The sequence below is a fragment of the Kitasatospora sp. NPDC056651 genome, from assembly GCF_042792155.1.
Taxonomy (GTDB): Bacteria; Actinomycetota; Actinomycetes; order Streptomycetales; family Streptomycetaceae; genus Kitasatospora.
In genome coordinates this window covers 15,120-35,075 of record NZ_JBHTWX010000021.1, presented here as the reverse complement: position 1 = coordinate 35,075, position 19,956 = coordinate 15,120, and the positions used below count along the sequence as shown (strand labels likewise).

Annotated in this window: 23 protein-coding genes and 4 pseudogenes; 11 read left to right on the top strand and 16 right to left on the bottom strand. The window is 69.9% G+C overall.

Annotated features, from left to right (window positions below; translation table 11 throughout):
* Positions 1 to 41 precede the first annotated feature (41 nt).
* On the top strand, positions 42 to 1,841 hold the full coding sequence (locus ACFRAR_RS11525; RefSeq protein ID WP_380697310.1) for a beta-galactosidase family protein: 1,800 nt from the start codon (positions 42 to 44) through the stop codon (positions 1,839 to 1,841).
* A gap of 148 nt (positions 1,842 to 1,989) precedes the next feature.
* Positions 1,990 to 3,066 carry a substrate-binding domain-containing protein gene (locus tag ACFRAR_RS11520; RefSeq protein ID WP_380697309.1) on the top strand — a complete coding sequence of 359 codons (1,077 nt, stop codon included), beginning with the start codon at positions 1,990 to 1,992 and terminating at the stop codon, positions 3,064 to 3,066.
* Between the two features lie 22 nt (positions 3,067 to 3,088).
* On the opposite strand, the gene ACFRAR_RS11515 is transcribed toward ACFRAR_RS11520, so the two are convergent.
* From ACFRAR_RS11515 to ACFRAR_RS11495, 5 genes are all read right to left on the bottom strand, one after another.
* Entirely contained in the window at positions 3,089 to 3,391 is a 303-nt protein-coding gene (locus ACFRAR_RS11515; protein WP_380697308.1) for a hypothetical protein, read from the bottom strand.
* 957 nt (positions 3,392 to 4,348) lie between these two features.
* The gene (locus ACFRAR_RS11510; RefSeq protein ID WP_380697307.1) at positions 4,349 to 4,552 is read right to left on the bottom strand and encodes a cold-shock protein; all 204 of its coding nucleotides are present in this window, start codon (positions 4,550 to 4,552) and stop codon (positions 4,349 to 4,351) included.
* A 980-nt stretch (positions 4,553 to 5,532) separates the two neighbouring features.
* Positions 5,533 to 6,135, bottom strand: a complete 603-nt coding sequence (locus ACFRAR_RS11505) for a DUF6000 family protein (RefSeq protein ID WP_380697306.1) — start codon at positions 6,133 to 6,135, stop codon at positions 5,533 to 5,535.
* Between the two features lie 173 nt (positions 6,136 to 6,308).
* Positions 6,309 to 6,596 (bottom strand): hypothetical protein, encoded by a 288-nt coding sequence (locus tag ACFRAR_RS11500; RefSeq protein WP_380697396.1) that lies wholly within the window; start codon positions 6,594 to 6,596, stop codon positions 6,309 to 6,311.
* 368 nt (positions 6,597 to 6,964) lie between these two features.
* Positions 6,965 to 7,234, bottom strand: a complete 270-nt coding sequence (locus ACFRAR_RS11495; protein ID WP_380697305.1) for a hypothetical protein — start codon at positions 7,232 to 7,234, stop codon at positions 6,965 to 6,967.
* A gap of 14 nt (positions 7,235 to 7,248) precedes the next feature.
* Between ACFRAR_RS11495 and ACFRAR_RS11490 the strand changes: the two genes are divergently transcribed.
* The gene (locus ACFRAR_RS11490; protein WP_380697304.1) at positions 7,249 to 7,374 is read left to right on the top strand and encodes a hypothetical protein; all 126 of its coding nucleotides are present in this window, start codon (positions 7,249 to 7,251) and stop codon (positions 7,372 to 7,374) included.
* Positions 7,375 to 7,679: 305 nt separating this feature from the next.
* Here the strand turns inward: ACFRAR_RS11490 and ACFRAR_RS11485 are convergent, their stop codons facing one another.
* Entirely contained in the window at positions 7,680 to 7,865 is a 186-nt protein-coding gene (locus ACFRAR_RS11485) for a hypothetical protein (protein ID WP_380697303.1), read from the bottom strand.
* A gap of 53 nt (positions 7,866 to 7,918) precedes the next feature.
* Between ACFRAR_RS11485 and ACFRAR_RS11480 the strand changes: the two genes are divergently transcribed.
* Together ACFRAR_RS11480 and ACFRAR_RS11475 are read left to right on the top strand one after the other, a co-directional pair.
* The gene (locus tag ACFRAR_RS11480; protein WP_380697302.1) at positions 7,919 to 8,284 is read left to right on the top strand and encodes an aminoacyl--tRNA ligase-related protein; all 366 of its coding nucleotides are present in this window, start codon (positions 7,919 to 7,921) and stop codon (positions 8,282 to 8,284) included.
* A 195-nt stretch (positions 8,285 to 8,479) separates the two neighbouring features.
* Positions 8,480 to 8,776 carry a hypothetical protein gene (locus ACFRAR_RS11475; RefSeq protein ID WP_380697301.1) on the top strand — a complete coding sequence of 99 codons (297 nt, stop codon included), beginning with the start codon at positions 8,480 to 8,482 and terminating at the stop codon, positions 8,774 to 8,776.
* Here the strand turns inward: ACFRAR_RS11475 and ACFRAR_RS11470 are convergent.
* The 6 genes and pseudogenes from ACFRAR_RS11470 to ACFRAR_RS11445 all read right to left on the bottom strand — a co-directional run bounded on the left by ACFRAR_RS11470 (position 8,764) and on the right by ACFRAR_RS11445 (position 11,948).
* Positions 8,764 to 9,237, bottom strand: a complete 474-nt coding sequence (locus ACFRAR_RS11470) for an NUDIX hydrolase (protein WP_380697300.1) — start codon at positions 9,235 to 9,237, stop codon at positions 8,764 to 8,766. The two genes, ACFRAR_RS11475 and ACFRAR_RS11470, sit on opposite strands and share 13 nt — an antisense overlap.
* Positions 9,221 to 9,499: a hypothetical protein gene (locus tag ACFRAR_RS11465; RefSeq protein ID WP_380697299.1), complete on the bottom strand. Its 279-nt coding sequence runs from the start codon at positions 9,497 to 9,499 to the stop codon at positions 9,221 to 9,223. Before ACFRAR_RS11465 ends, ACFRAR_RS11470 begins: the two co-directional genes overlap by 17 nt.
* A gap of 34 nt (positions 9,500 to 9,533) precedes the next feature.
* A pseudogene (locus ACFRAR_RS11460) lies at positions 9,534 to 9,701 on the bottom strand (IS701 family transposase); the annotation flags it as partial.
* A gap of 726 nt (positions 9,702 to 10,427) precedes the next feature.
* On the bottom strand, positions 10,428 to 10,892 hold the full coding sequence (locus ACFRAR_RS11455) for an Imm63 family immunity protein (RefSeq protein ID WP_380697298.1): 465 nt from the start codon (positions 10,890 to 10,892) through the stop codon (positions 10,428 to 10,430).
* Between the two features lie 261 nt (positions 10,893 to 11,153).
* Positions 11,154 to 11,363, bottom strand: a complete 210-nt coding sequence (locus tag ACFRAR_RS11450) for a hypothetical protein (RefSeq protein WP_380697297.1) — start codon at positions 11,361 to 11,363, stop codon at positions 11,154 to 11,156.
* A 213-nt stretch (positions 11,364 to 11,576) separates the two neighbouring features.
* On the bottom strand, positions 11,577 to 11,948 hold the full coding sequence (locus tag ACFRAR_RS11445; protein WP_380697296.1) for a hypothetical protein: 372 nt from the start codon (positions 11,946 to 11,948) through the stop codon (positions 11,577 to 11,579).
* On the opposite strand from ACFRAR_RS11445, the gene ACFRAR_RS11440 reads away from it, so the two are divergent.
* Both ACFRAR_RS11440 and ACFRAR_RS11435 read left to right on the top strand, forming a co-directional pair.
* Positions 11,941 to 13,407 carry a hypothetical protein gene (locus tag ACFRAR_RS11440; RefSeq protein WP_380697295.1) on the top strand — a complete coding sequence of 489 codons (1,467 nt, stop codon included), beginning with the start codon at positions 11,941 to 11,943 and terminating at the stop codon, positions 13,405 to 13,407. The two genes, ACFRAR_RS11445 and ACFRAR_RS11440, sit on opposite strands and share 8 nt — an antisense overlap.
* 708 nt (positions 13,408 to 14,115) lie before the next feature.
* Positions 14,116 to 14,604, top strand: coding sequence for a protein-tyrosine phosphatase family protein (locus ACFRAR_RS11435; protein ID WP_380697294.1), 489 nt, complete (start codon positions 14,116 to 14,118; stop codon positions 14,602 to 14,604).
* Between the two features lie 93 nt (positions 14,605 to 14,697).
* On the opposite strand, the pseudogene ACFRAR_RS11430 reads toward ACFRAR_RS11435, so the two are convergent.
* Positions 14,698 to 14,928, bottom strand: a pseudogene (locus ACFRAR_RS11430) (ISL3 family transposase); the annotation flags it as partial.
* Between the two features lie 38 nt (positions 14,929 to 14,966).
* Complete coding sequence (locus ACFRAR_RS11425) at positions 14,967 to 15,368, bottom strand: hypothetical protein (protein WP_380697293.1); 402 nt, start codon at positions 15,366 to 15,368, stop codon at positions 14,967 to 14,969.
* Positions 15,369 to 15,743: 375 nt separating this feature from the next.
* Here ACFRAR_RS11425 and ACFRAR_RS11420 point away from each other — a divergent pair.
* The 3 genes and pseudogenes from ACFRAR_RS11420 to ACFRAR_RS11410 all read left to right on the top strand — a co-directional run.
* Positions 15,744 to 15,872: pseudogene (locus ACFRAR_RS11420) on the top strand (hypothetical protein); the annotation flags it as partial.
* Positions 15,873 to 16,020: 148 nt separating this feature from the next.
* Positions 16,021 to 16,152: pseudogene (locus ACFRAR_RS11415) on the top strand (winged helix-turn-helix domain-containing protein); the annotation flags it as partial.
* Between the two features lie 62 nt (positions 16,153 to 16,214).
* Positions 16,215 to 16,826 (top strand): transposase, encoded by a 612-nt coding sequence (locus ACFRAR_RS11410; RefSeq protein WP_380697292.1) that lies wholly within the window; start codon positions 16,215 to 16,217, stop codon positions 16,824 to 16,826.
* A gap of 144 nt (positions 16,827 to 16,970) precedes the next feature.
* Here the strand turns inward: ACFRAR_RS11410 and ACFRAR_RS11405 are convergent, their stop codons facing one another.
* Complete coding sequence (locus tag ACFRAR_RS11405; protein WP_380697392.1) at positions 16,971 to 17,603, bottom strand: hypothetical protein; 633 nt, start codon at positions 17,601 to 17,603, stop codon at positions 16,971 to 16,973.
* Between the two features lie 230 nt (positions 17,604 to 17,833).
* Between ACFRAR_RS11405 and ACFRAR_RS11400 the strand changes: the two genes are divergently transcribed.
* Positions 17,834 to 19,189 carry a hypothetical protein gene (locus ACFRAR_RS11400; RefSeq protein ID WP_380697291.1) on the top strand — a complete coding sequence of 452 codons (1,356 nt, stop codon included), beginning with the start codon at positions 17,834 to 17,836 and terminating at the stop codon, positions 19,187 to 19,189.
* 58 nt (positions 19,190 to 19,247) lie between these two features.
* Here the strand turns inward: ACFRAR_RS11400 and ACFRAR_RS11395 are convergent, their stop codons facing one another.
* Positions 19,248 to 19,940 carry a transposase gene (locus tag ACFRAR_RS11395; RefSeq protein WP_380697290.1) on the bottom strand — a complete coding sequence of 231 codons (693 nt, stop codon included), beginning with the start codon at positions 19,938 to 19,940 and terminating at the stop codon, positions 19,248 to 19,250.
* Positions 19,941 to 19,956 lie beyond the last annotated feature (16 nt).

The window sequence follows — 19,956 nt, the reverse complement described above, 5'->3', positions numbered from 1 at the left end:
CCCACCCCCCTCACTCCCGCTCCCCTCCCGCGGAGGACCCGATGGCCGACCAGGCCCCCCACCCCGCCCTCACCACCGACGGCGACACCTTCCTGCGCGGCGGACACCCGCACCGGATCGTCTCCGCCGCCGTCCACTACTTCCGCATCCGCCCCGAACAGTGGACCGACCGCCTCACCCGGCTGCGCGCCATGGGCGTCAACACCGTCGAAACCTACGTCGCCTGGAACTTCCACCAGGCCACCCCCGACCGCGCCGACTTCACCGGCGACCGCGACCTCGCCGCCTTCGTCCACGCCGCCGGCGACCTCGGCCTCGACGTCATCGTCCGCCCGGGCCCCTACATCTGCGCCGAATGGGAGTTCGGCGGCCTGCCCGGCTGGCTGCTCGCCGACCCCGCGATGCGGCTGCGCCGCCTCGACCCGCCCTTCCTCGCCGCTGTCGACGCCTGGTTCGACCACCTGGTGCCCGTGCTGCTCCCGCTGCTCTCCTCCCACGGCGGCCCGGTGGTCGCCGTCGCCGTGGAGAACGAGTACGGCAGCTACGGCAACGACACCGCCTACCTCGAACACCTGAGGGACGCCCTGGTCACCCGCGGCGTCGACGTCCTGCTGTTCACCGCCGACGGCGCCGAGGACGGCTTCCAGCTCGGCGGCCGGGTGCCCGGACTCCTCACCACCGGCACCTTCGGCTCCCGCCCCGAGGAGTCCCTCGCCTGCCTGCGCCGCCACCAGCCGGTCGGCCCGCTCGTCACCATGGAGTACTGGTGCGGCTGGTTCGACCACTGGGGCACACCGCACCACGTGCGCGACGCCGAGGACGCCGCCGAAGTCCTCGACGCCCAGCTCGCCGCCGGCGCCTCGGTCAACCTGTACATGGGCCACGGCGGCACCAACTTCGGCTGGTGGAACGGCGCCAACCACGACGGCACGAGCTACCAGCCGGACGTCACCAGCTACGACTACGACGCCCCGGTCGGCGAGGCCGGCGAACTCACCGAGAAGTTCCACCTCTTCCGCGCGGTGATCGAACGCCACCTCGGCCCCAACCCCCACCCGCTGCCGCCGCTGCCCGCCCGCCTCACCCCCCGCCGCGCCCCCGTCACCGCGAGCCGCCCGCTGCTCGGCGCCGACGGCGCCCTCGGCGAACTCTCCACCGCGCACCACCTCCCCGAGCCCAGCCCGATGGAGCGACTCGGCCAGAACCTCGGCCTCATCCACTACCGCACCCGCCTGCGCGGCCCGCTCGCCCACGGCGAACTGCGAGTGGACGGCCTCGCCGACCGCGCCCAGGTCTTCCTCGACGGCGAACCCCTCGGCGTCCTCGACCGCAACCACCCCGAGCAGGCCCTGCCACTGCGGGTGCCCGAGGGCGGCGCCGTCCTGGAACTGCTCGTCGAGAACCTCGGCCGGATCAACTACGGCCCGCTGCTGCACGATCCCAAGGGCATCACCGGCGGTGTCCGCGTCGACCGGCAGTACCAGTTCGGCTGGGAGGCACGCCCGCTGCCCCTCGACGACCTGACCACCCTCGCCCTCGGCGCGCCCTCCACCGCCGACGGCCCCGGCTTCCACCGCGCCGAACTGACCGTCGACACCCCCGCCGACGGCTTCCTCGCCCTGCCCGGCTTCACCAAGGGCATGGTCTGGCTGAACGGCTTCGCGCTCGGCCGCTACTGGGACCGCGGCCCGCAGCGCACCCTCTACGCCCCCGCGCCGCTCTGGCGGGCCGGCGCCAACGAACTGCTGATCCTCGAACTCCACCGCCCGGGCGACCACGTCGAACTGGTCGAGGGCCCCGACCTCGGCCCCGTCGTCCCCGAGGAGCGCTACGGCTCCTGACCCCTCCCGCCCCGCGGGCGCCGGTCCCGGCCCCGGCCCGCGCCCGCGGGGCCCCGCACCGGCCGTCCCCCCGGTGACCGAATGGTAGGTTCCTGTCCACCTCGACAGACCGGCCCACCGACAGACCGGCCCACCGACAGGGAGTGCCATGCCGATCCCGGCGGACGATCGCCGCGCCCGCATCCTCGACACGGTGCGCGGCCTGGGCACCGTCCGGGTGGTGGACCTCGCCGAGCGGCTCGGCGTGCCCGCCGTCACCGTCCGCCGGGACGTCGCGAGCCTCGCCGACGCGGGCCTGCTCCGCCGCACCCACGGCTCCGTCTCCTTCGGCGGCCCCGCGGACACCCCCGCCCCTGCCCTCGCCCCCGTGCCGCCCCGGCCCGCCGAGGCCCCCACCCTGGGCCTGCTCGTCCCCGCCGTGGTGCAGTACTTCGACGAGGTCATCGCCGGCGCGCGCACCGCCGCCGCCGAGGCCGGCGTGCACCTGGTCCTCGGCATCTCCTCCTACGAAGCCAGCGCCGACCGCGTCCAAGTCGACCAACTCCTCGCCTCCGGCGCCCAGGGCCTGCTGCTCGCCCCGAACTGGACCGCCGCCGACCACCCCGAGGACCACGCCTGGGCGGCCGAACTCCCCGTCCCCGCCGTCCTGCTGGAGCGACGCCCGGCCCCCGGCAGCCCCGCCGCGGCCCTCGACGCGGTCGGCTCCGACCACCGCCACGGCGTCCTGCTCGCCCTGCGCCACCTCACCTCCCTCGGCCACCGCCGGGTCGCCCTGGCGGCCCGCACCGACACCTGGACGGCCCACCAGGTCCGCCTGGGCTACGCCGACGCCTGCCGCACCCTCGACCTGCCCGCCGAACCCGTCATCGACGTCCGCACCCCGGCCGCCGGCGTCGACACCGTCGCCGCCCGGCTCGCCGAGGCGGTCGCCGACGGGGTCCGCGCCGCCCTCGTGCACAACGACCAGGACGCCCTGCAACTGCTGCCCCTGCTGCGCGCCCGCGGCGTACGGATCCCCGAGGACCTCGCCCTGGTCACCTACGACGACGTGTTCGCCGCCCTCGGCGCCCCACCGCTGACCGCCGTCGCCCCGCCCAAGCGCGCCGTCGGCGCCGCCGCGGTGGACCTCCTGGTCCGCCGCCTGGCCGCCACCGGCCCCGCCCTGCCGGTGCACCACCTGGACCTCCTGCCGGACCTGACGGTGCGCGAGTCCTCCGGAGCCTGACCGCGCCCGGGCCCCCGCGGTGTCACGCCGAGCGCGGCAGCCGGAGCACGGCCCGGTCCGGGACCGGAGCCCGTCGCCCGCTCCTCGAACCCGACCCGCCTCGCCGGTGAGGGAGGTCTCCAGCCGCCGCGGGGGCGCTGCGGTAGAGGCCTTCATCGCAGAACGCGTCGTCGAAGGCGAAAAGCCACAGCTGCTGACCGGCGGCGAACTGCGCGCGTGCGACGTCGGTAGCACCAGGGGTGACGCGGGTGCGGAGTTCACCGACGCCGATGCTTTCCAGACGGTGGAATCGTGCGGCGTCGGTGGCCAGGTCGAACTTCTTCATCCAGGCGATGGACGAGGCTCCCCTTTCTCGCCGCGCGGGATTGACGGCTTCGGGTAGCGGACACCACAGCGATGGGACGGCCAAGCGGTCCGACGCCTTCCGGCGTACGCCGGCCACGAGGCCGCCCACGCCGCCGCGGCCGATGCCCCGGCCGAGCGGCAGCACGCGCGCGACCGCCCCGCCGCCACCCGGGCCGAGCGCTACGACACCGTCCTCCGGCACACGCCGCGCCGTGAGCGCCACCGCCAGGACGTCGCCGCATGCGCCCACCCGGGGCCGCCCACCAGGCCGCACGGAGCCCGACTGCCCTGCACCCCTGGGGCCGACGGCCGATACCACTCACACCGCACGCCGTGCCCGGCCGCCGAGCCCCACCGACCCTCGGGGGCTACGCCGCCGCCTCGTCGTCGATGTGCTTGAGCCGGCTGCGGGCGATGACCCGGTACGTGCGACCCGACCGCCGTTCGGCCGAGCCTCGCCGCCGGCCCGACCTGCCGGCCCGACCTGCCTGCCCGACCGGGTCGGCCTCCAGGGCCTCGCCGCCGCCGGCCGACCGCCGCTGGCGAGGCTGCCGGTCGGGTTCCCGGGCCGACTCGCCCCGCTCAGTGATGGTTCTCGTAACGGGGGACGAACTCGCCGCGCCAACGCTCGTGCAGGCGCTCGGCCCCCTCGATGCCGACACCGGCCGGGTCGCCGTGGTGAGCGTGCCGCAGTTCCACGTCGGCCCGGCGCCTCCCGAGTCGTAGGCGCACGCATGCGGCCGGGCGGCCGGCAACGTGTCAGCGCATGTCAAGCAGCTTCAGGTCCGCGGCCCGGACCGCCTCGGTGGAACTCTGCACGAGTACCGACATGCCGCTCGATTGGGTCGGATGGCCAATCGGCACCCGCAGGGCCGGCGGACACGAAAGGGTGCCCCGCGCGTGGATCCGTGCGGGGCACCCGCTCGTGCGCTGGAGGTCAGGCGGGGCGGATGTTCTCCGCCTGCGGGCCCTTCTGGCCTTGCACGACGTCGAAGGTCACCTTCTGGCCCTCCTGGAGTTCGCGGAAGCCCTGGGCCGCGATGTTCGAGTAGTGGGCGAAGACGTCGGGACCGCCGCCGTCCTGCTCGATGAAACCGAAGCCCTTTTCGGCGTTGAACCACTTCACCGTGCCGGTAGCCATGCGCTTCTCCCTCGGGGGAACTGATCGGGTCCCACGGTTGCGGGCCCGGAGGTGATCGCCTTGGTCCGGAGAGACGCTGAACAGCAAAAACGCCCACGGATGCAACCGCAGACGAGAACTTCGGCACCACGACTACTTGATCAAAACGTTACACCGCAGGGGCCCCCGTAACCAGGGAGCCGAGAAAGACACGCGGCGGCGTAGCCGTTGCGCCCACACAGGCGCCTCGGCCGACATCGTGCCGCCAACCGCGTGCACGGGGCCGGAACCCTCCGCTGCCCAGGTGCGGCAGGCGGCACCGGCCGACTCCCGGGAGGTAGCCCGGCTGCCCGGACTGGCGCGTCCCGCTCGACGCCGACGCCGACGCCGTCCCGCGCGGCCTGTCGGCCGCGCCGGGCCCGGACATGCGTGGAGGCCATGTCCGCCGCCCGGGCCGGCGTCAGCCGCCGGGTGGCGTCGGTGCCCGCCCCGGCGGCGTGCCGGAGCCCGTTGTGCAAGCCGATGGCAGGCCAGTGCGACGCTGCACGCCGCTCTCGCCCAGCACCCCGCTCCGGCGGACGCGCTGTCCTGGCGATCATGAACGAGGCCAGATGACGAGGGCTGCCACAGTGAGGGTGCTGAGGTGGACGTGGGCGCGTCCATCGAACCTCGCGGCGACGGCACAGGAAGACCTTGAGCCTGTTGATCGCTCGTCCGACGGTGTTGCGTTTCTTGTACCGGTCCTGGTCGAAGCCTGGCGGCCGACCGTCGGCACTGCCGCGTCGGGTGCGGTTGACCGTCTGGCCGGCCTTCTCTGGAATGACGTGTGGGATACCGCGTGCAGGACCCCGTTCACCACCTGCCGGGGATCCCGGCACCGCCCACACCGCCCGCTGCTCACCGGCAGCAGTGACTCGATCCGCGCTCACTACTGTCCGCGTACTCGTTAAAGTGCTCAGTCGGGTGCGGATGAACGGGCTCTGTCGCTGATCTTGTGACGTCTAACCGAGCGAGTCCATCAGTGTGCACAGCTCATTCATGAACCGGCTCGGCGGCGAGGGCCTGAACTGGGCGTCATTCCACTGGTGCCACAGGCCTCCGGGGGCGAGGAAGCGGCTGGCGTGTTCGGTTCCGGCCTGACTGTCGATGTGGAGGAGCGCGCTGATGGCCCAGTGCTGGTCGTACTGACAGTCAGGCTGCTGGAGATAGCGTTCCAGGTAGGCCGACAGGTGCAGGGCGTCTTCCTCCGTGCAGAAACGTGCGAGAGCGAAGCAGTAGCCCTGACCGGAAAAGCACAGCTGGCTGGCGACAAGCAGGTCACCCAGAACGTCCCGGAAGTGCTGACGGCGGTCCACACCGATCAGCCAGGCAGCGGTGAGGCGGGAGCGCCATTCGCTCTCCAAGAGGACTTCGAGTTCCCCATCGGTGATCGCCTGGGCGGCTGAGCGCAGTGACTGGAGGAAGGGTCTGCGCTCACACTCGTCGTCACGGGTGAAGTTGGCGTGGAGGAGGTGGAGGTAGCGCCCGGTGTCGTTGGCTGTGGGCTTGACGTAGCGCTCGATGACGTCGAGCAGTTCGGGGTCCGAGGAACGAGGAAAGCGCATGACAGCATCTTCCCGTTCGCCGTTGGTCTGCGGCCAGCCGATTCCGGGGTCCGGCTCGGTGGGCGCCGTGGGCTCATGTGCAGGTACTCCTCAGGCTCGGAGGAGGATCCGGGTGCGGAGGAGGTCGAGTTCGGCCCTGCCGTAGCCGGCGCGTTCGAGGAGCTTGACCCTGGTCACCTGGCCTTCGACCTGGCCGGAGCTCCAGGGGCTCGACCCTGCTCCAGTAAGCGGACGTAGGAGTTGACCACGCTCCGGTCTCCTGGGAAGCCCTGGTCGCGTACCTCCCGGTGGAGCCGGCTGGCGTTTCGGCATCCCTGGGTGAGGCGCTGGTAGATGCAGGGCTTGTCATCGCCCAGCAGGGTCCGGCGCTGGGTGACCTTCACCGGCAGCTCGTCGGTGTCCGCCGCTTGGGCGTATCGGCGGACGGCGTGGTGGTCGAGGTCCAGGTTGGCTCTGTTCACGGGAACGGACAGCACATGTTCAGCACTTCGGGAGTCGGTTGACTGCCTGCCGGAATCGAACTACACGGCTGCCAGCGGCCCTTCAGGTCGCGCTCAGGCGAGCGCCAGTCGTTACCCGAGTGACAGTGCCGCACCCAGCCCCCAAAGCTTCTGCAGTCGGCAACCGACGCCGGGATGGCTCCGACGTCGGACACCACCCAGAGCTCACCGCGGTGGGGTCCTGTCGTCACCAGCAGCCGGAACGATGGCCCGTCCTCGGCTCCGAGGACGACGGACCCACGGGTGAAGACGGCATCGATGCGTGGATCGTCGGCATCGGCCGTCTCGTCATCCTCCCACGCCCATGCCTCATCCAGAGGGAACGGTTCTCACGGGTGCCGCAGGCCCATGTCCGGCCAGCCCGCCGGCAGCCAACCCAGCGGCTGAAGGCCGCCATCCTCCGGGGGACCGAGGCTGCTGCCGTTGCTGATCTCCGCGATGAAGGTCCGGTAGGGCTCCGGAAGCGTCACCCGGTTCTCGGCCTCCCAGGCCGCGACTCCATCGTGGCCCAGGGCCGGCTCGCGCCACTCAGGTGCGAACGCCGAACGCAGGAAGTCGAGCGTGGCCTCATCGGGACGGTGATCAGGTGTGGTTGTCACGCGAGCATGCTGGCATGGCCGTCCGACATCTTGATCTTGCGGCGTGGATTCAAGCGGTGCTGCCCACTCTGGCGAACATCGAACAGGCGCTGACCGTAGCGACTCCCGAAGCGCTGAACATGTGCTGTCCGTTCTCGTGAACAGAGCCAGGAATCGAGATCCACCAGGTGTGGATCTCCCTGCGGGTGGCCACCGACGTACTTCCTCTCCTGGTCAACGCCTGCTCCGAAGCCTGTGTGCAGGCTCTTCCCACGCCTCCGGGGGACTACGTCCGAACCCCCCCACGTGGGTGGGCCCGGGATTGCCCAACCCACGGGGGACTACGCCTGACTTCCCGTCACGGGTGTGAGCCGCAGCTGAGGTGCCCGATGTAGCCACTCATGGTGTGCGGACACTCAAGAGGAATAGTGCGTGGTCGAAATGACCTCCCGCCAGTAGGAAGGGATCAGGACGCTTCTCCGTCCAGTCGGCTGAGGAGCCCATCGAAGATCTGCTCGCGGGCGACCTGTCCCTTGGCCGCGGCGTCGTCCCGTTGGCGCTCGAGGGTGGGGCGGAATTCGATGGTGGTCACGAAGAACGTGCAGGACTCACAGATCGACTCGAAGTGGCAGTCCATCTCGACGGTTCGCACACCCCGACCACTCCGACACCGTCCACCAGGAACTCCTGGCCAAGGCAGCCGACTTGGTCGAGTCGCTCGGCCTGCACCACCGCATCACCCGCCTCGCCGCCGAGGACACCAGCGCCTCGATGGCCAAGACCTTCGACGTCGAGGTCTGGCTGCCCAGCATCGACGGTTACGTCGAAGTGAGCTCGGTGTCCAACGCCCAGGACTACCAGGCCCGGCGCGGCAACATCCGCTACCGCCCCGCAGCAGGCAAGGCCGCCTACGTGCACACCCTCAACGGCTCCGGGCTGGCCACCAGCCGTCTGGTGCCGGCCCTGCTGGAACAGCACCAGCAGCCGGACGGCACCGTCACGGTACTGGAGGTGCTGCGGCGCAGGCGCGGGCGCGGGCGCGAGTCCTTGGCCCCGGCAACAGCCGGATAGCCGGACCGGACGCCGACGCCCCACGTCCGGTCCGGCGACGTGCTGTCCGGGCAACCACGGCCGCGGTGGCCCGGACAGCCCTTGGGCACAGCGTACGGAGCGCCCGCCGGGCGGGAAGGCCGACAGCATGACGGAGACTCCGGTGCGCGGTTCCTACGGGATCGGCACGGTGCCGATACGCGGCTCGTGCGGCTGGTGGCCAACCACTCGCTCGCCCTGCTGGAGGCTGAGGAACGCGGGCTGCGCGAGACCCTGGAACGGGAGTTCCCGCTGCTCGACGACCAGGTGCTGGTGGACGCCCTGACTTTCTGCGACATGACCACCACTCCCGACGGCATGCCCACCAGCGCCGGCGAGCGGGTCGTGGAGATCCTCGCCCGCTACGGAGCCGACACGCTGGTGGGACGGTTCATCCACCGCGCGCAGCCGGAGATCGAGGCAGCGGTGGCCCGCACCGAACACCGCGTCACCGCCGCGGCTCAACCGAGGTAGGGGCACCTGCCGCTGAGGTAGTGGCCGATCTGCTGGCGCATGCTCGGGTGGATGTCGTACTCGTCCAGGTCGCCCGGCCTCACCCAGCGCACACCGTCGGCCTCGTCGTTGACCGTCGGGGTACCGCCGATCGGGCGGCCGATGTACGCCACCTCGAACTGCTGGCGGGCTTCGCCGTTGCTGCTGTACACGACGATGTGCTCCGGGTTGGAGTAGACGCCGAGGAGCCCGGTGATCTCCGCCTTGATCCCGGTCTCCTCCTCACACTCGCGCACCGCGCAGTCGGCCGCGGACTCGCCGATGTCCTGCTTCCCGCCGGGCAGTGCCCACTGCCCGGTGTCGCGGCGGCGCTGCAACAGGATCTCACCGGCCTCGTTCTGCACGAGCAGGTTGCTCGCGGGCACCAGCGAGTTCGCGGCCGGTGCGTCCGGATCGCCGTAGTACTCAGTCCTGCCGGCCACGAGGCTGGCCTCCCTGCGCGTCGTCGGTCCACGGCCGGGCCAAGTCCCAGACCGCCTCGAAGCTCGAAGCGTAGCCGCCGAACCAACCGAGGTCGCCACCCTTCCGGAGCTGCAACAGCGGGTTGGCGGACGCCGGCTGACCCCACACGTGCGGGTTGACCAGCAGGTCGTCGTCGTAACGGAACAACGAGTTGTAGAGCGTGGTGTCGTGCAGACGGATCTCACAACCGGGCGTGCCCAGCAGCGGCCGGTAGCAGGTCAACGAGGCGCCGGTCTTCGCCGCGAGCGCGTCGCCGATAGCGGTGTCCTTTGGCTCCGGCCCCGGCGGACAGCGTCTGCCAGGCCCGCTTGGGGAGCTTCTTGGCCAAGGTGTCCGCGCGGAACTTCCCGGCTCCGGTGGTGACCTCGTGGGTGCAGGCCACGGCGAGCACGTATCCGGTAGCGCGGGTCTCCACGGCGGCGCGCTGGGCGGTGGCCCGCAAACCGGCCGTTCTGCCGCAGATTTGAGCTGATGCCCCTCGTCCCGCCCAACGGGTTATGGCCCAGATCAGGGCAGCCGCTGACCCGAAGTGGGCAGCAACAGCAGTGTTGCACTTCCTGGTGATGGGTCTGCCCCTCCAACCCCCTGCCCACCCGGCACAGGCGCCGCACGGCGTCGCGCATCGGGACGATCGGGGGTGCAGGTGCTGGGGGAAGGTTCCTCCCGCTGCTTGGTGGCGGCCATGCGTGCTGTCAAAACCGAGCCTCAACGGGCAGCTGGCGGGGCGGAGGTGACCGCGTCCGGCGAGAGCGGGCCGCTGGCTGACCAGGCCGTGGTGGTCACCCGTTCCATGGCCGGCAGCCTGACAGCCCTGTCCCGCAACGAGATGAACGACCTGATCGGGCGGGCAGGCGTCCTCCTCGGTGTCCAAGCGCACCAGACCTGAGGAACTCGGCATCCGCATCACCCCCGACGAGTTCGCCAAACTGGTCTCGGAGTACCTCCTGGCGGCCTGACAGCGAGGGCGGTCAGCGAAGCGCACTGCATCCCTCTGGAAGATGGTTGTGCGGTCGGAGGGCCACCGCAGGCGGCCGGGCCCGGAAGCGACGGGGACGCGCGTGGGGCTGAGCTGGTGGGAGTCCAGCCGTGCCGGGGCATAGTACGGCTGCTCCGCCCGGTGGCCCGGGCTACCGTGGCGGTAGTGCGGAGGCTACGCGGGGATGCCCCCGCCGACAGGCGCCGAGGGGGATTCGGGGGTGGGCTGATCGTCCTGGCTTTCACGGTGCCCACCGAGTCGTTCGCAGCGCCAGCGCTCGGCCCATCGGGGGTGGAGCGCGTGGAGGAGGGATTCCTGGTGGGCGAGTTCGCGCTCCGTCGGACCGCCGCCGAAGGGGTGATCGCGGGCCCGGGTGTAGGCGGTGTAGCGGGTGGCGTCCACGAAGACCCAGTAGAGGAACTCGTCGCTGTCGCGGGTGTCCCGTTCGGAGAGCAGTTCCCCGCGCTCGAAGTAACCCTGGGACAGGGTGCCGTCCGGTCCCACCGACAAGCACCCGCTCGGGCCCTCCAGGTACTCGAAATTGGGGACAGCGTAGGGAGGCACGTTGATGATCGCGCACAGCCGTTTGATCTCGGCTTCCAGGAAGGCCTGTATCCGGTCGCGTTTGTCCATGCTCATGTCGCCGCCTTCTGCTCGGGACGTGATCGCTGATACTGCGCGGACGGGCGTGCCGCGGTGCCCGGAGTTCGCGCTCACCAGTCGCGCTCGGAACCGTAGCCGGAACACCTGATTATCGTCAATCTGACATTAAGGCGGGTCGGTCGAGGCCCGGTCGTCATCGGGCGAATCTGCCGGGGTGGCCGGCCTCCAACTCACTGACCTGCGCCTTCAGCGCGGCGGTGACTCCAGAGCCCCCGAATTACGCGGAGCGCAGGCCCGTCAGGGCAGTTGCTTGGGCCGGCGGGGCGCGACCCGGACCTTGGCTGCGGCCTTGGCGCCCTCGGTGACGGCCTGGAGTTCAAGGCTGAGAAGGTTGACGGCCGTGGAGTAGAGCTGCAGGCGATCTTCGAGGACTCTCGTGTGCTTCAGCAGGTCGCTGTACTTCTTTTTCAGCGCCTGGTGGGAGTCCTGCTCCCGAACGTGCGTCACCTGTTTGACTTCGTCTTCCGCTGCCCGGGCCTGGAAGAGGTCTTTGAGGTCGCGGCGCTGGTGGGTCAGGTGCGCAGCTGGGTCTGCAGTCGTCGGCGTCCGGGGTGACAGGCGGATCGTCAGCGTCGCCGCGGAGTTGACATGCAGCTGTGTCCGGGTTGAGGACGCAAGTCATACCTTCGCCGTGGTGGATCTGCAGAAGCGGGTTGCCGATCAGGTCCAGGGCTTGGTGCTCGTTCTTGAGTACGCGGCCGGCGAACTCGCGGTTTGCCGCGGTGACCGTGCGCGGTAAGCGTCGGCTGCCGGTCCACTGACATGCTCGCCCGCGGTCAGTGAGGATTCGTCCTCGGTGAGGCATTCGAGCCGGTAGAGCCAGTCCTGGAAGGCGTACTCGTCCGGGAAACCGGACTCGTATGTGCCTACTGACTTCGGCTTGTCAGGGTGATGTTGGGGGTCGAGGGTCAGGCCGGTACCGGCTATGAAGCCGTCCTCGGCTGGTTCCTGAGCGGTCACCTCCAGTGCCGGAAATCCGCTGGCCACAGCCGCCCCCGGCGGCCAGACTGCATCGGTGAACTCCGTGACCACTTCTCGTGGCCCACTCCGCCTGGCGCCGCCGGACCCACGCAGCGAGTTCCTCGTCCCCGACTTCGAGGACATGGAGGAGCTGATAGCCGAACTGGTCGTGCCCGCGAACGCACCGATGGCCGTGATGAGCGCCCTGGGGACCAGCCGTGAACTGCTCCGGTTCTCCTTCTACCGGTACGAGTTCGCCACCGTCGCGGTCACCCACTCGCTGGTCGCGCTGGAGCTCGCCCTCACCGAGGGGCTGGCCGACCGCGGGCCACTGCCGGACCTGGTCGAACGGGCCGCGGGGGAGGGCCGCCTTACGGCGGACCTCGCCGATGCGCTGGACCGAGCGCTGGCGCTGCCCAGCGATCTCGCCAGGGCCGAGCGGACGAGCGCCGCGTGTCACCCCAGCGGCGCAGTCACCAGCGTCCGGGCCGTCTTCGACGCGGTGGCCGCACTTCTCGGGCCAGTGGCGGAGCCGGCGGACGCGAACGATGACTCCCTGGTCCGGCTGCGGGACGAACACCGGCGCATGCGGTTCCCGCCGGGCTTCCAGGGCGCGGAGCCGGCCGGGGTGGATCTGGTCCGCGTGGATCTCTGGGTGGCCGGCCTCGTCGACCGCGAACTGAAGGACACCCTCGACGAGACCTGGACGGGCGAGCTCTGGGGCTCCATCAACGCCCTCGACAAGGCAATACCCCTGATGCACGAGCCCTACTGCGCTTCCTATTTCACCAAGCTACGGAGGTTGGCGATGGCCGTCGTCGAACGCCACGTCCCTGGGGCCGTCGGAATGCCGCGAGGGACCGGAGGCCCGGTCGAGCGGGAGCCGGAGCAGGCGGACCGCGACGGCCGGGAGTCCCTGGTCGAGGCGTTCCCGCACGAGCTCGCCGCTGATGCCCGCGCCGTGCTCGCGCTCCTCCCGAAGGCGAAGCACCGGTCTTGCACCTTCACGGTCCGGGTCGGCACGGAGGACCTTGCCATCCCTTCGCGGATCTACCACGGCGAACTGCCATCCACTATGGTCGAGTTGCTCCCGCCTCAGCAGCGTCAGCTGCTGCACTGCCTCTACACCCGCCACCACGACGGCCGGGTCAGACAGCGCCACCTCGCGCAGCTCCTCACCTCCACGGCCCCATGGGTGGCGCCCTACACCGTGCAACTGCTCGGCGAGTACGTGCTGGAGATCCTGACCGATCTCCGTGATGGTTACCGGGAGTTGCTGGTTCCGGGATCTGAAGGCCACTTCGTGTACGGGCAGTTCGTGGTGGACAATCCGGAGTTCTTCGCCCGCACCGAACACCGCGTAGTGAGCTACTGGAACGAGTACCACCGCCGGTCCTGGTACGCCGACTTCCGGGGCTACCCCGGCGGCACCGCGCTCGACCACCTGCGCGACGCCGCCTCCGACCAGGCCCGCCGTCGCTGGCCCGACCACACGCCCGGCCGGCGCACCCGCCTGGACGGCTACTGCTGAACCCTCGGAAGGGAGTTTGAGTCGGGCCGCCTGCCGCAGCAGGTGTTCCCGCTCAGCCAGGTTGGGCGCCCGGCGGGCCGCCTCGCTCCGGCGGGTGACGGTTGGCCAGCACACCGTGCAGTCCACAGGCCGGTGGGCGTCCTGTGCCGGGCCGAAGGCGTCGGGCGGGTCACCTTCGCGCCGGCGGGGAGGATGAAAGCGCTCCAGGTCTGCCCCGGAATGGAGAGATCGCACCGAACACCCTCACGAAGGCATGCACCGAGGCCGGATACTTCGCCCGCAACGTCCGCACGGTCGAGGTCCTCGTCGACCGTGACGCCGTCACCTCCGGGGCTGCGGCCACCAGCGAACCATGGCAGTACTACGATCTCGGTCACGGGCTGTGCTTCTACTCGTTCTTCGAACAGTGCCGGCACCGGATGGCCTGCGCCCGGTGCGACTTCTACACCCCCCAAGGAATCGACGAAAGCCCAACTCGTCGAAGTCAAGGCCAACTTGCAGCGCATGCTTGTGAGCATTCCGCTCACCGAAGAGGAACGCGCCGCCGTCGACGACGGCCAGAGGCCCTCGACCGCCTTCTCGAGCGCCTCGCCGAGGTGGCCACCCCAGCCGGCCGGACCCCGAGCGAGCTCCGGGCCGAACCCGGTCGGCCCCTGCCCCTGACTGTCCGATCACCACCCAGCTCCCCCGACCGAAAGTGCTGCTGACATGCGACCCGCCCTCTTCACCCTCGACCTCCCCGGGCCCGGACGACTGAGCACCATGGCCCGACCCCGCGGCAACGACTGGCTTGAAGACGAGATGGCCGCGCTGAAAAACTACGGCGTCGACATCCTGGTCTGCGCGCTCACCGGCCCCGAACTCAACGAACTCGGCCTCGCAGACGAACCCCGGACAGCCACAGCAGCTGGGCTGCAGTACGTCGCGATACCCATCCCCGACCGCACCGTCCCCGACCGCACCGCGATCCTGCCCACCCTGCACAGACTCACCGAACAGCTACGCGAAGGCGCACACGTCGTCACCCACTGCCGAGCCGGCATCGGCCGCTCATCCCTCCTCGCGGCCGCACTCCTCATCCTCAACGGCGTCGATCCCGACACCGCCTGGAGCCACATCGAACGAGCTCGCGGACTCGCCGTCCCAGACACCACCGAGCAACGAGAGTGGACAATGGAACTGGTCAAACAGACATGATGCTGACAAATCAGATTCCACAGAATGACTTCGGTTGACGTGCCCTTCGACGACGCCGGAGTTCCAGGGCAGGGCGAGGTCGGCGGTGACGGCGTCCCAGTCGCGATCGATGCCGGCGGCAAGGGTGTGGAGGCTGGGCAGGTGGTCCTGCCGGACGGCTTCGAGCCACTCCGGCAGGCGCTCACCCCGGCGTTCGGTGAGCATGGCCCCGAAGGAGCGGACATGCCGGGTCAGAGCGTCCAGTTCGAGGCAGTTGGCCAGGACGTGCTTGAGCTGAAGTTGCTCGTGCTCGGGCAAACTCTCGGGTCGCCGAAGCAAGACCACCCACCTGCCGAGTCGGTTCCCACCTCCAGTAGCTCAGCTCAGCTTCCGATCTGACCGCCGATGGGAACGGCATGGCGGAGCGGGACCAGGTCGCCAAGCAGCGCGGCGTGCACCGCGGCCGCCAGCTCCCGTGCGCGCTCGAGGTCGGCGACACCGCGCAGGGTGATGTGGACCGGGCCCGGCGAAGAGCCGCTGCTCAGTTCACCACTGGCCACGAGCCTGACCGCAGCCTCGGAAAGCGCGACCTGCACCTCGTCGTCGACCTGGTGGCCAAGGGCGGTCAGGGTGTCAGCCCGGACCGTCCACGACCGGCCGACCCGCTCGACCGCCACAAACACCGCATCTGCGGCCTTCGCGGCCTTGTACGCGGCGTTGAAGGTCGTGATGTCAGTGATCAGCGGCACCAGGTGACTGGGGCAGGGGGTGAGGCTTTTTGTCATGCCGGAGGACCTACCCGGCACTCGGCACACCAATCCGGGGGACTGCCCGCTTCCTTGATCCGCCGAAAATGGCTCGCAGCCGCATGATCTGCTCAGGACTCGGTGGTAGGTCACTCGCGGAGTCTCTCTCCACGAGTGCCATCCCTGCCTCATCGAGGATTTTCCTGCGTTCTTCAGCACGCACGTCGGAACCCCTGGTTAGTACGGCCACAGCTGTTAGAAGCCGTTGTCCGGACCATGCGAGCGGCCGCACTGTGCCGGAGGTGGTGAAGCGTCCAGTCCGCGCCGAAGCCGGCGTTACTGATCTCGGCACTTCAAGGTGATTGGCCTGTTCGTGTAGCTGACTGCCAGTCATTTGCGCGTTGTGCCGGTGGTATGCGATATGCGGATGGGGGCGGGCTGACGGCGAAGGCGCGTCAGCGCCGTGAGGCGGTGCGGCTGGAGGCCGCCGCGTTGTTCGACGAAGGTGTCCCGCCGAGGGAGGTTGGCCGCAGGTTGCGGGTGACCGCGAAATCGGCCTGCCAGTGGCACCAGGCCTGGCGGGAGGACGGGATCGGGGCACTGGCCTCACGGGGGACCGGGCAGGCAGCGATGCAAGCTGTCGGCGCGGTGCCGGGAGAAGCTCGCCGAATACCTCGAGCAGGGGCTGGCCGTGCACGGCTGGGACCAGGACCAGGTGTGGACCGGTGCGCGGGTTGCGACGCTGATCGGCCGCAAGTTCCACGTGTCCTACAGCGTCTCGGGGGCCACCCGTCTGATGCGCCGGCTCGGCTTCACCCCGCAGGTCCCCGTGCGGCGGGCCGCTGAACGCGACGAGCAGGCCGTGGCCGCCTGGAGGGAGGCGACGTGGACGGAGGTAAAAGCGCCCGGGCGGCCTGCGACGGCCGGCTCTGCTTCGAGGACGAAGCCGGGTTCACCCGCGGACCGCCCAAAGGCCGCACATGGGGACGCCGCGGCATCACTCCGATCGTGAAGGTGAGCGGCAGCCGCTCGGGGAGGATCTCCGTCGCCGGACTGATCGCGATGCGACCGGGCTCACGGACCCGCCTGTGCCACCGGCTGCGCCGCCACACCGGGCGCAAGGGCGAGCGCCGCAGCCTGTCCGAACACGACTACAGCGGGCTGATGGACGGGATCCACCAGCTGGTCAGGGCACCGATCGTGCTGGTGTGGGACCGGCTGAACACCCACGTCTCCCACGCGATGCGCGACCTGATCGACGCGAGGGACTGGCTGACGGTGTTCGTGCTGCCCGCCCACGCACCCGAGCTGAACGCGGTCGAGTACCTGTGGGTCCACGTCAAACGCAGTCTGGCGAACCTCGCCAGTGTCGCCCTCGACCGGCTCGAAGCCCTCGTCCGCAACCGCCTCAAACGGCTGCAGTACCGCTCCGACATCCTCAACGGCTTCCTCATCGGGACCGGACTCTCCCTCGACCTCCCACCGCCATCACCTTGAAACGCCGAGGTCAGTAATCGAACGCCCGTCTGTCGGCGTACACGTCGAAGTGCCCAGGCAGGTACACCCGAGCATGCTCGCCGCGTCGCAGACGATGACAATTTCGGGCCCGCCTTCTTGGCCGTCGAATCCGGGCCCGCCGTTCTACGGCTCCGGCAGTATGGCCGGCGCGGGAAGGTCGAGAACCCGGGCGAGGGCGGCTGTGACGGGGACGCAGTGGCGGGGCAGGTGCCTGGAGGCCCAGTCGGCTGCCAGTGCGAGGAAGTCGGCCAGGTCGCGCTCGGCACCGGCGAGCAGGTGGCGGAGCTCGGTGATGGACAGCTCGATCACCAGACTGTCGCTCTGCTCGGCGTTGACGGTGAGCCGGACGGTGTCGCCGAAGCGCTCCGCAATCGGTGACACGGGGTCGTGACCGAAGCCGAGGAGGCTGCCTTCGTCGACGAACTTGTGCCAGTCGCGCCAGTCCTCCAGTCCGTCGCAGCAGCCAGGCAGGAAGGTGACACGTGTGGAGTTGTCGGTGACCCGCAGGCCGCCGGCCGCGAGGGGGTAGTCGGAGGTCAGCAGTCCGTGGAGGAACGAGCCGAGTGCGTCGGCCGGACACGGCGGGCGGTCGCCGTCGGGGTCAATGTCATTGCAACGCGCGATGAGCATCACCGCCGTCCCGACCTTGGTCGGTGAGAGCTCACCGCTGAGAGGCAGGAAGCCGAACGGCGCGATCTCGGCGACAGGCCAGAGGTCGAAGCCGTGAGGGGTGGAGATCTCCAGGACGGGCTGCATCTCGATCACTTGGCGGAGTATTCCGGATCCCCGCCTGTATCGCCTCCCGATTACGCCGAGCACCCTCGTCTCTCGGCCGAGGGAGGCGAGCACTTTCGGTTGTACCGTCCTGAGCAGATACGGGTGTACGCCGACACCGTCTTCACCGACTCGCTTGAATAGTGCAGAGAAGCGTGTTCGCCTCGGCCGGGTAGGAGGCGTTCTTCGCGGGCCACGTCCACGCTCTCAACGTGCTGGGCGGAGTGCCGACCGGGAAGGTCCGCTACGACAACCTTAAGGCCGCCGTCGCCCAGGTCCTGGGGTTCTCCCGGCAGCGGGTGGAGACCGAGCGGTGGACCGCATTCTGCTCGCACTACGGCCTGGACAGCCTCTACTGCCAGCCCGGCATCCGCGGCGCCCACGAGAAGGGCGGAGTCAAGGGCCAGATCGGCTGGTTCCGCCGCCGTTCGTATGGTTGGGCCGCCCGGGGGTGCCGGGTGGGCTGGCCCCTGCTGTCGGTAGCTGGTGACAAGATCACCGGTATGAGTTTCGTACGCACCACTCCACCGCGGCCTGTCGAGGTGACAGCGGTCTTCCCCGAGCTGGCGCCGCTGGCACGCACCGCGATACGGCTGCATCCGCGTCCGGGGTCTCCTTCGGTTCGGGACAGCTCGGTCGGCGGGCCGTTGCTGTGGCCGGCGGGAGAGCCGTGGCCGCACTGCGAGGACGCGCACCTGCACGTAGACACTGGATTCCGCCGGTCACCGACCGAAGTGCGGCTCGAGAGAGCCTTGCGGTACCGGTGGCGCCCTGACCTCGAGTCCACGCTCACGCCCGAGGAAGCGGCTCTCAAGGAGCGTAATGCCGCTTGGCTTGCCGAACGGTTCGAAGCCGGCCTTCCCGGTCCGGCGGAATGTTCGGTCCCGATGTTGCCCGTGGTTCAGTTGTTCCTGCGCGATGTACCCCTGTTGCGGCCGCCTGGGCAGGCTGATCTGCTTCAGATTCTCTGGTGCCCGTATGAGCACGATCCGGACTACAAGCCGGCGACCGCACTGTTCTGGCGGTCCGCCGCGGACGTCGGCGACGTCCTCGTCGCACCACCGGAACCGTACGAGGCCGACTATCCGGGTTACGTGCCGCAGCCGTGCCTGCTGGCACCGGAAGCGATCACCGAGTACCCCAACAGCCTTGATCTGAGCCCGGAGCTGCAGGAGATGCTGGAGGACTGGAACAGGTGGCAGGCGGGCGGCGCCGACCTGGCCAGCTCCTACGCGGCGTATCCGCGCGACTTCTACTCCATGCATCTGGGCAACGCACCCGGCTGGAAGGTCGGCGGCTGGCCCCCATGGGGCCGCACCGACCCGATCGACCTGTACTGCGCTCTATGCGAGGCGCAGATGGTCCCGCTGCTGACGATCGCTTCCTTTGAGTGGGACGGCGGCGAAGGCTGGGTGCCGCAGGAGGACCAGGCCAACGCCGCCGGCGCTCACTACGCGGGCCAGAACCCCTCGCAGCCGACGGGGGTAGAAGTAGGCAGCACGGACAACATGCAGATCTACGTCTGCCCGACCTCCCCCGAGCATCCGCACACCGAGTTGATCCAATGAGCTGCCCCGGCCGGCCTTACAACCCCGTGAGCTTCCCCCGTTGTGCGGGAGGTGTTGATTACCTGGTCAGGACGGGTGTGGGTGGTTCGAGGGTCACTGGTTCGGCCGTCGCCTGGTCGGCGTAGTACTTCGCCTCGTACTCGTCGGGGCTGAGCCAGTCGAGGCGCTTTTGGATACGGCGGGTGTTGTGGAAGCCGTCGATGTAGGCGAACAGGGCCAGGTCGGCGTCAGTGCGGGTCGCGAAGGTCGTGCGGCGCACGCACTCGGTCTTCAGGACGCTCCGGAAGTTCTCCGCCAGCGCATTGTCGAACGAGTCGCCGATGGTGCCCGTGCTCGGCTCGATTCCCGCTTTCAGCAGGCGGGTTGTGAGCTTGATGGACGTGTACTGACACCCGTGGTCGCTGTGATGGATCAGCGTTCCGGGCTCGACGGGCCGGCCGTGCAGGGCATATTCCAGGGCGGTGAGGGCCAGGTCGGCGTCCGCCCGCTCCGAGGCGTGCCAGCCGCACGACGTCGGCCATAAGCCGGTGGGCGCTACGCAGCCCGGCCTGGACCGCGGCGGCGTCGGTGCCCATGAGGTGGGCGGCGTCGGCCGCCGACAGGCCGAGCCGACGGTGAAGGAGCGCGGCGTCGGCCAGTGGATCCGGCAGGTACCGGTGCAGCATGTCGACCGGCTTCGCCGCCGAATGCCAGCCGTCGTCAACGGGCCGGTGGGCGGTGACCGCGTCGCGCAGCAGGCGCCAGGCGTCACCGGCAGTGGACGGGCC

Excerpts from the sequence above, each read along its gene's own strand:
- ACFRAR_RS11515 (WP_380697308.1), bottom strand. The coding sequence starts at position 3,391 with ATGAAGAAGTTCGACCTGGCCACCGACGCCGCACGATTCCACCGTCTG.
- ACFRAR_RS11490 (WP_380697304.1), top strand. The coding sequence starts at position 7,249 with ATGGCCGTCCGACATCTTGATCTTGCGGCGTGGATTCAAGCGGTGCTG.
- ACFRAR_RS11505 (WP_380697306.1), bottom strand. The coding sequence starts at position 6,135 with ATGCGCTTTCCTCGTTCCTCGGACCCCGAACTGCTCGACGTCATCGAG.
- ACFRAR_RS11510 (WP_380697307.1), bottom strand. The coding sequence starts at position 4,552 with ATGGCTACCGGCACGGTGAAGTGGTTCAACGCCGAAAAGGGCTTCGGT.
- ACFRAR_RS11425 (WP_380697293.1), bottom strand. The coding sequence starts at position 15,368 with ATGACAAAAAGCCTCACCCCCTGCCCCAGTCACCTGGTGCCGCTGATC.
- ACFRAR_RS11435 (WP_380697294.1), top strand. The coding sequence starts at position 14,116 with ATGCGACCCGCCCTCTTCACCCTCGACCTCCCCGGGCCCGGACGACTG.
- ACFRAR_RS11405 (WP_380697392.1), bottom strand. The coding sequence starts at position 17,603 with ATGCAGCCCGTCCTGGAGATCTCCACCCCTCACGGCTTCGACCTCTGG.
- ACFRAR_RS11455 (WP_380697298.1), bottom strand. The coding sequence starts at position 10,892 with ATGAGCATGGACAAACGCGACCGGATACAGGCCTTCCTGGAAGCCGAG.
- ACFRAR_RS11525 (WP_380697310.1), top strand. The coding sequence starts at position 42 with ATGGCCGACCAGGCCCCCCACCCCGCCCTCACCACCGACGGCGACACC.
- ACFRAR_RS11520 (WP_380697309.1), top strand. The coding sequence starts at position 1,990 with ATGCCGATCCCGGCGGACGATCGCCGCGCCCGCATCCTCGACACGGTG.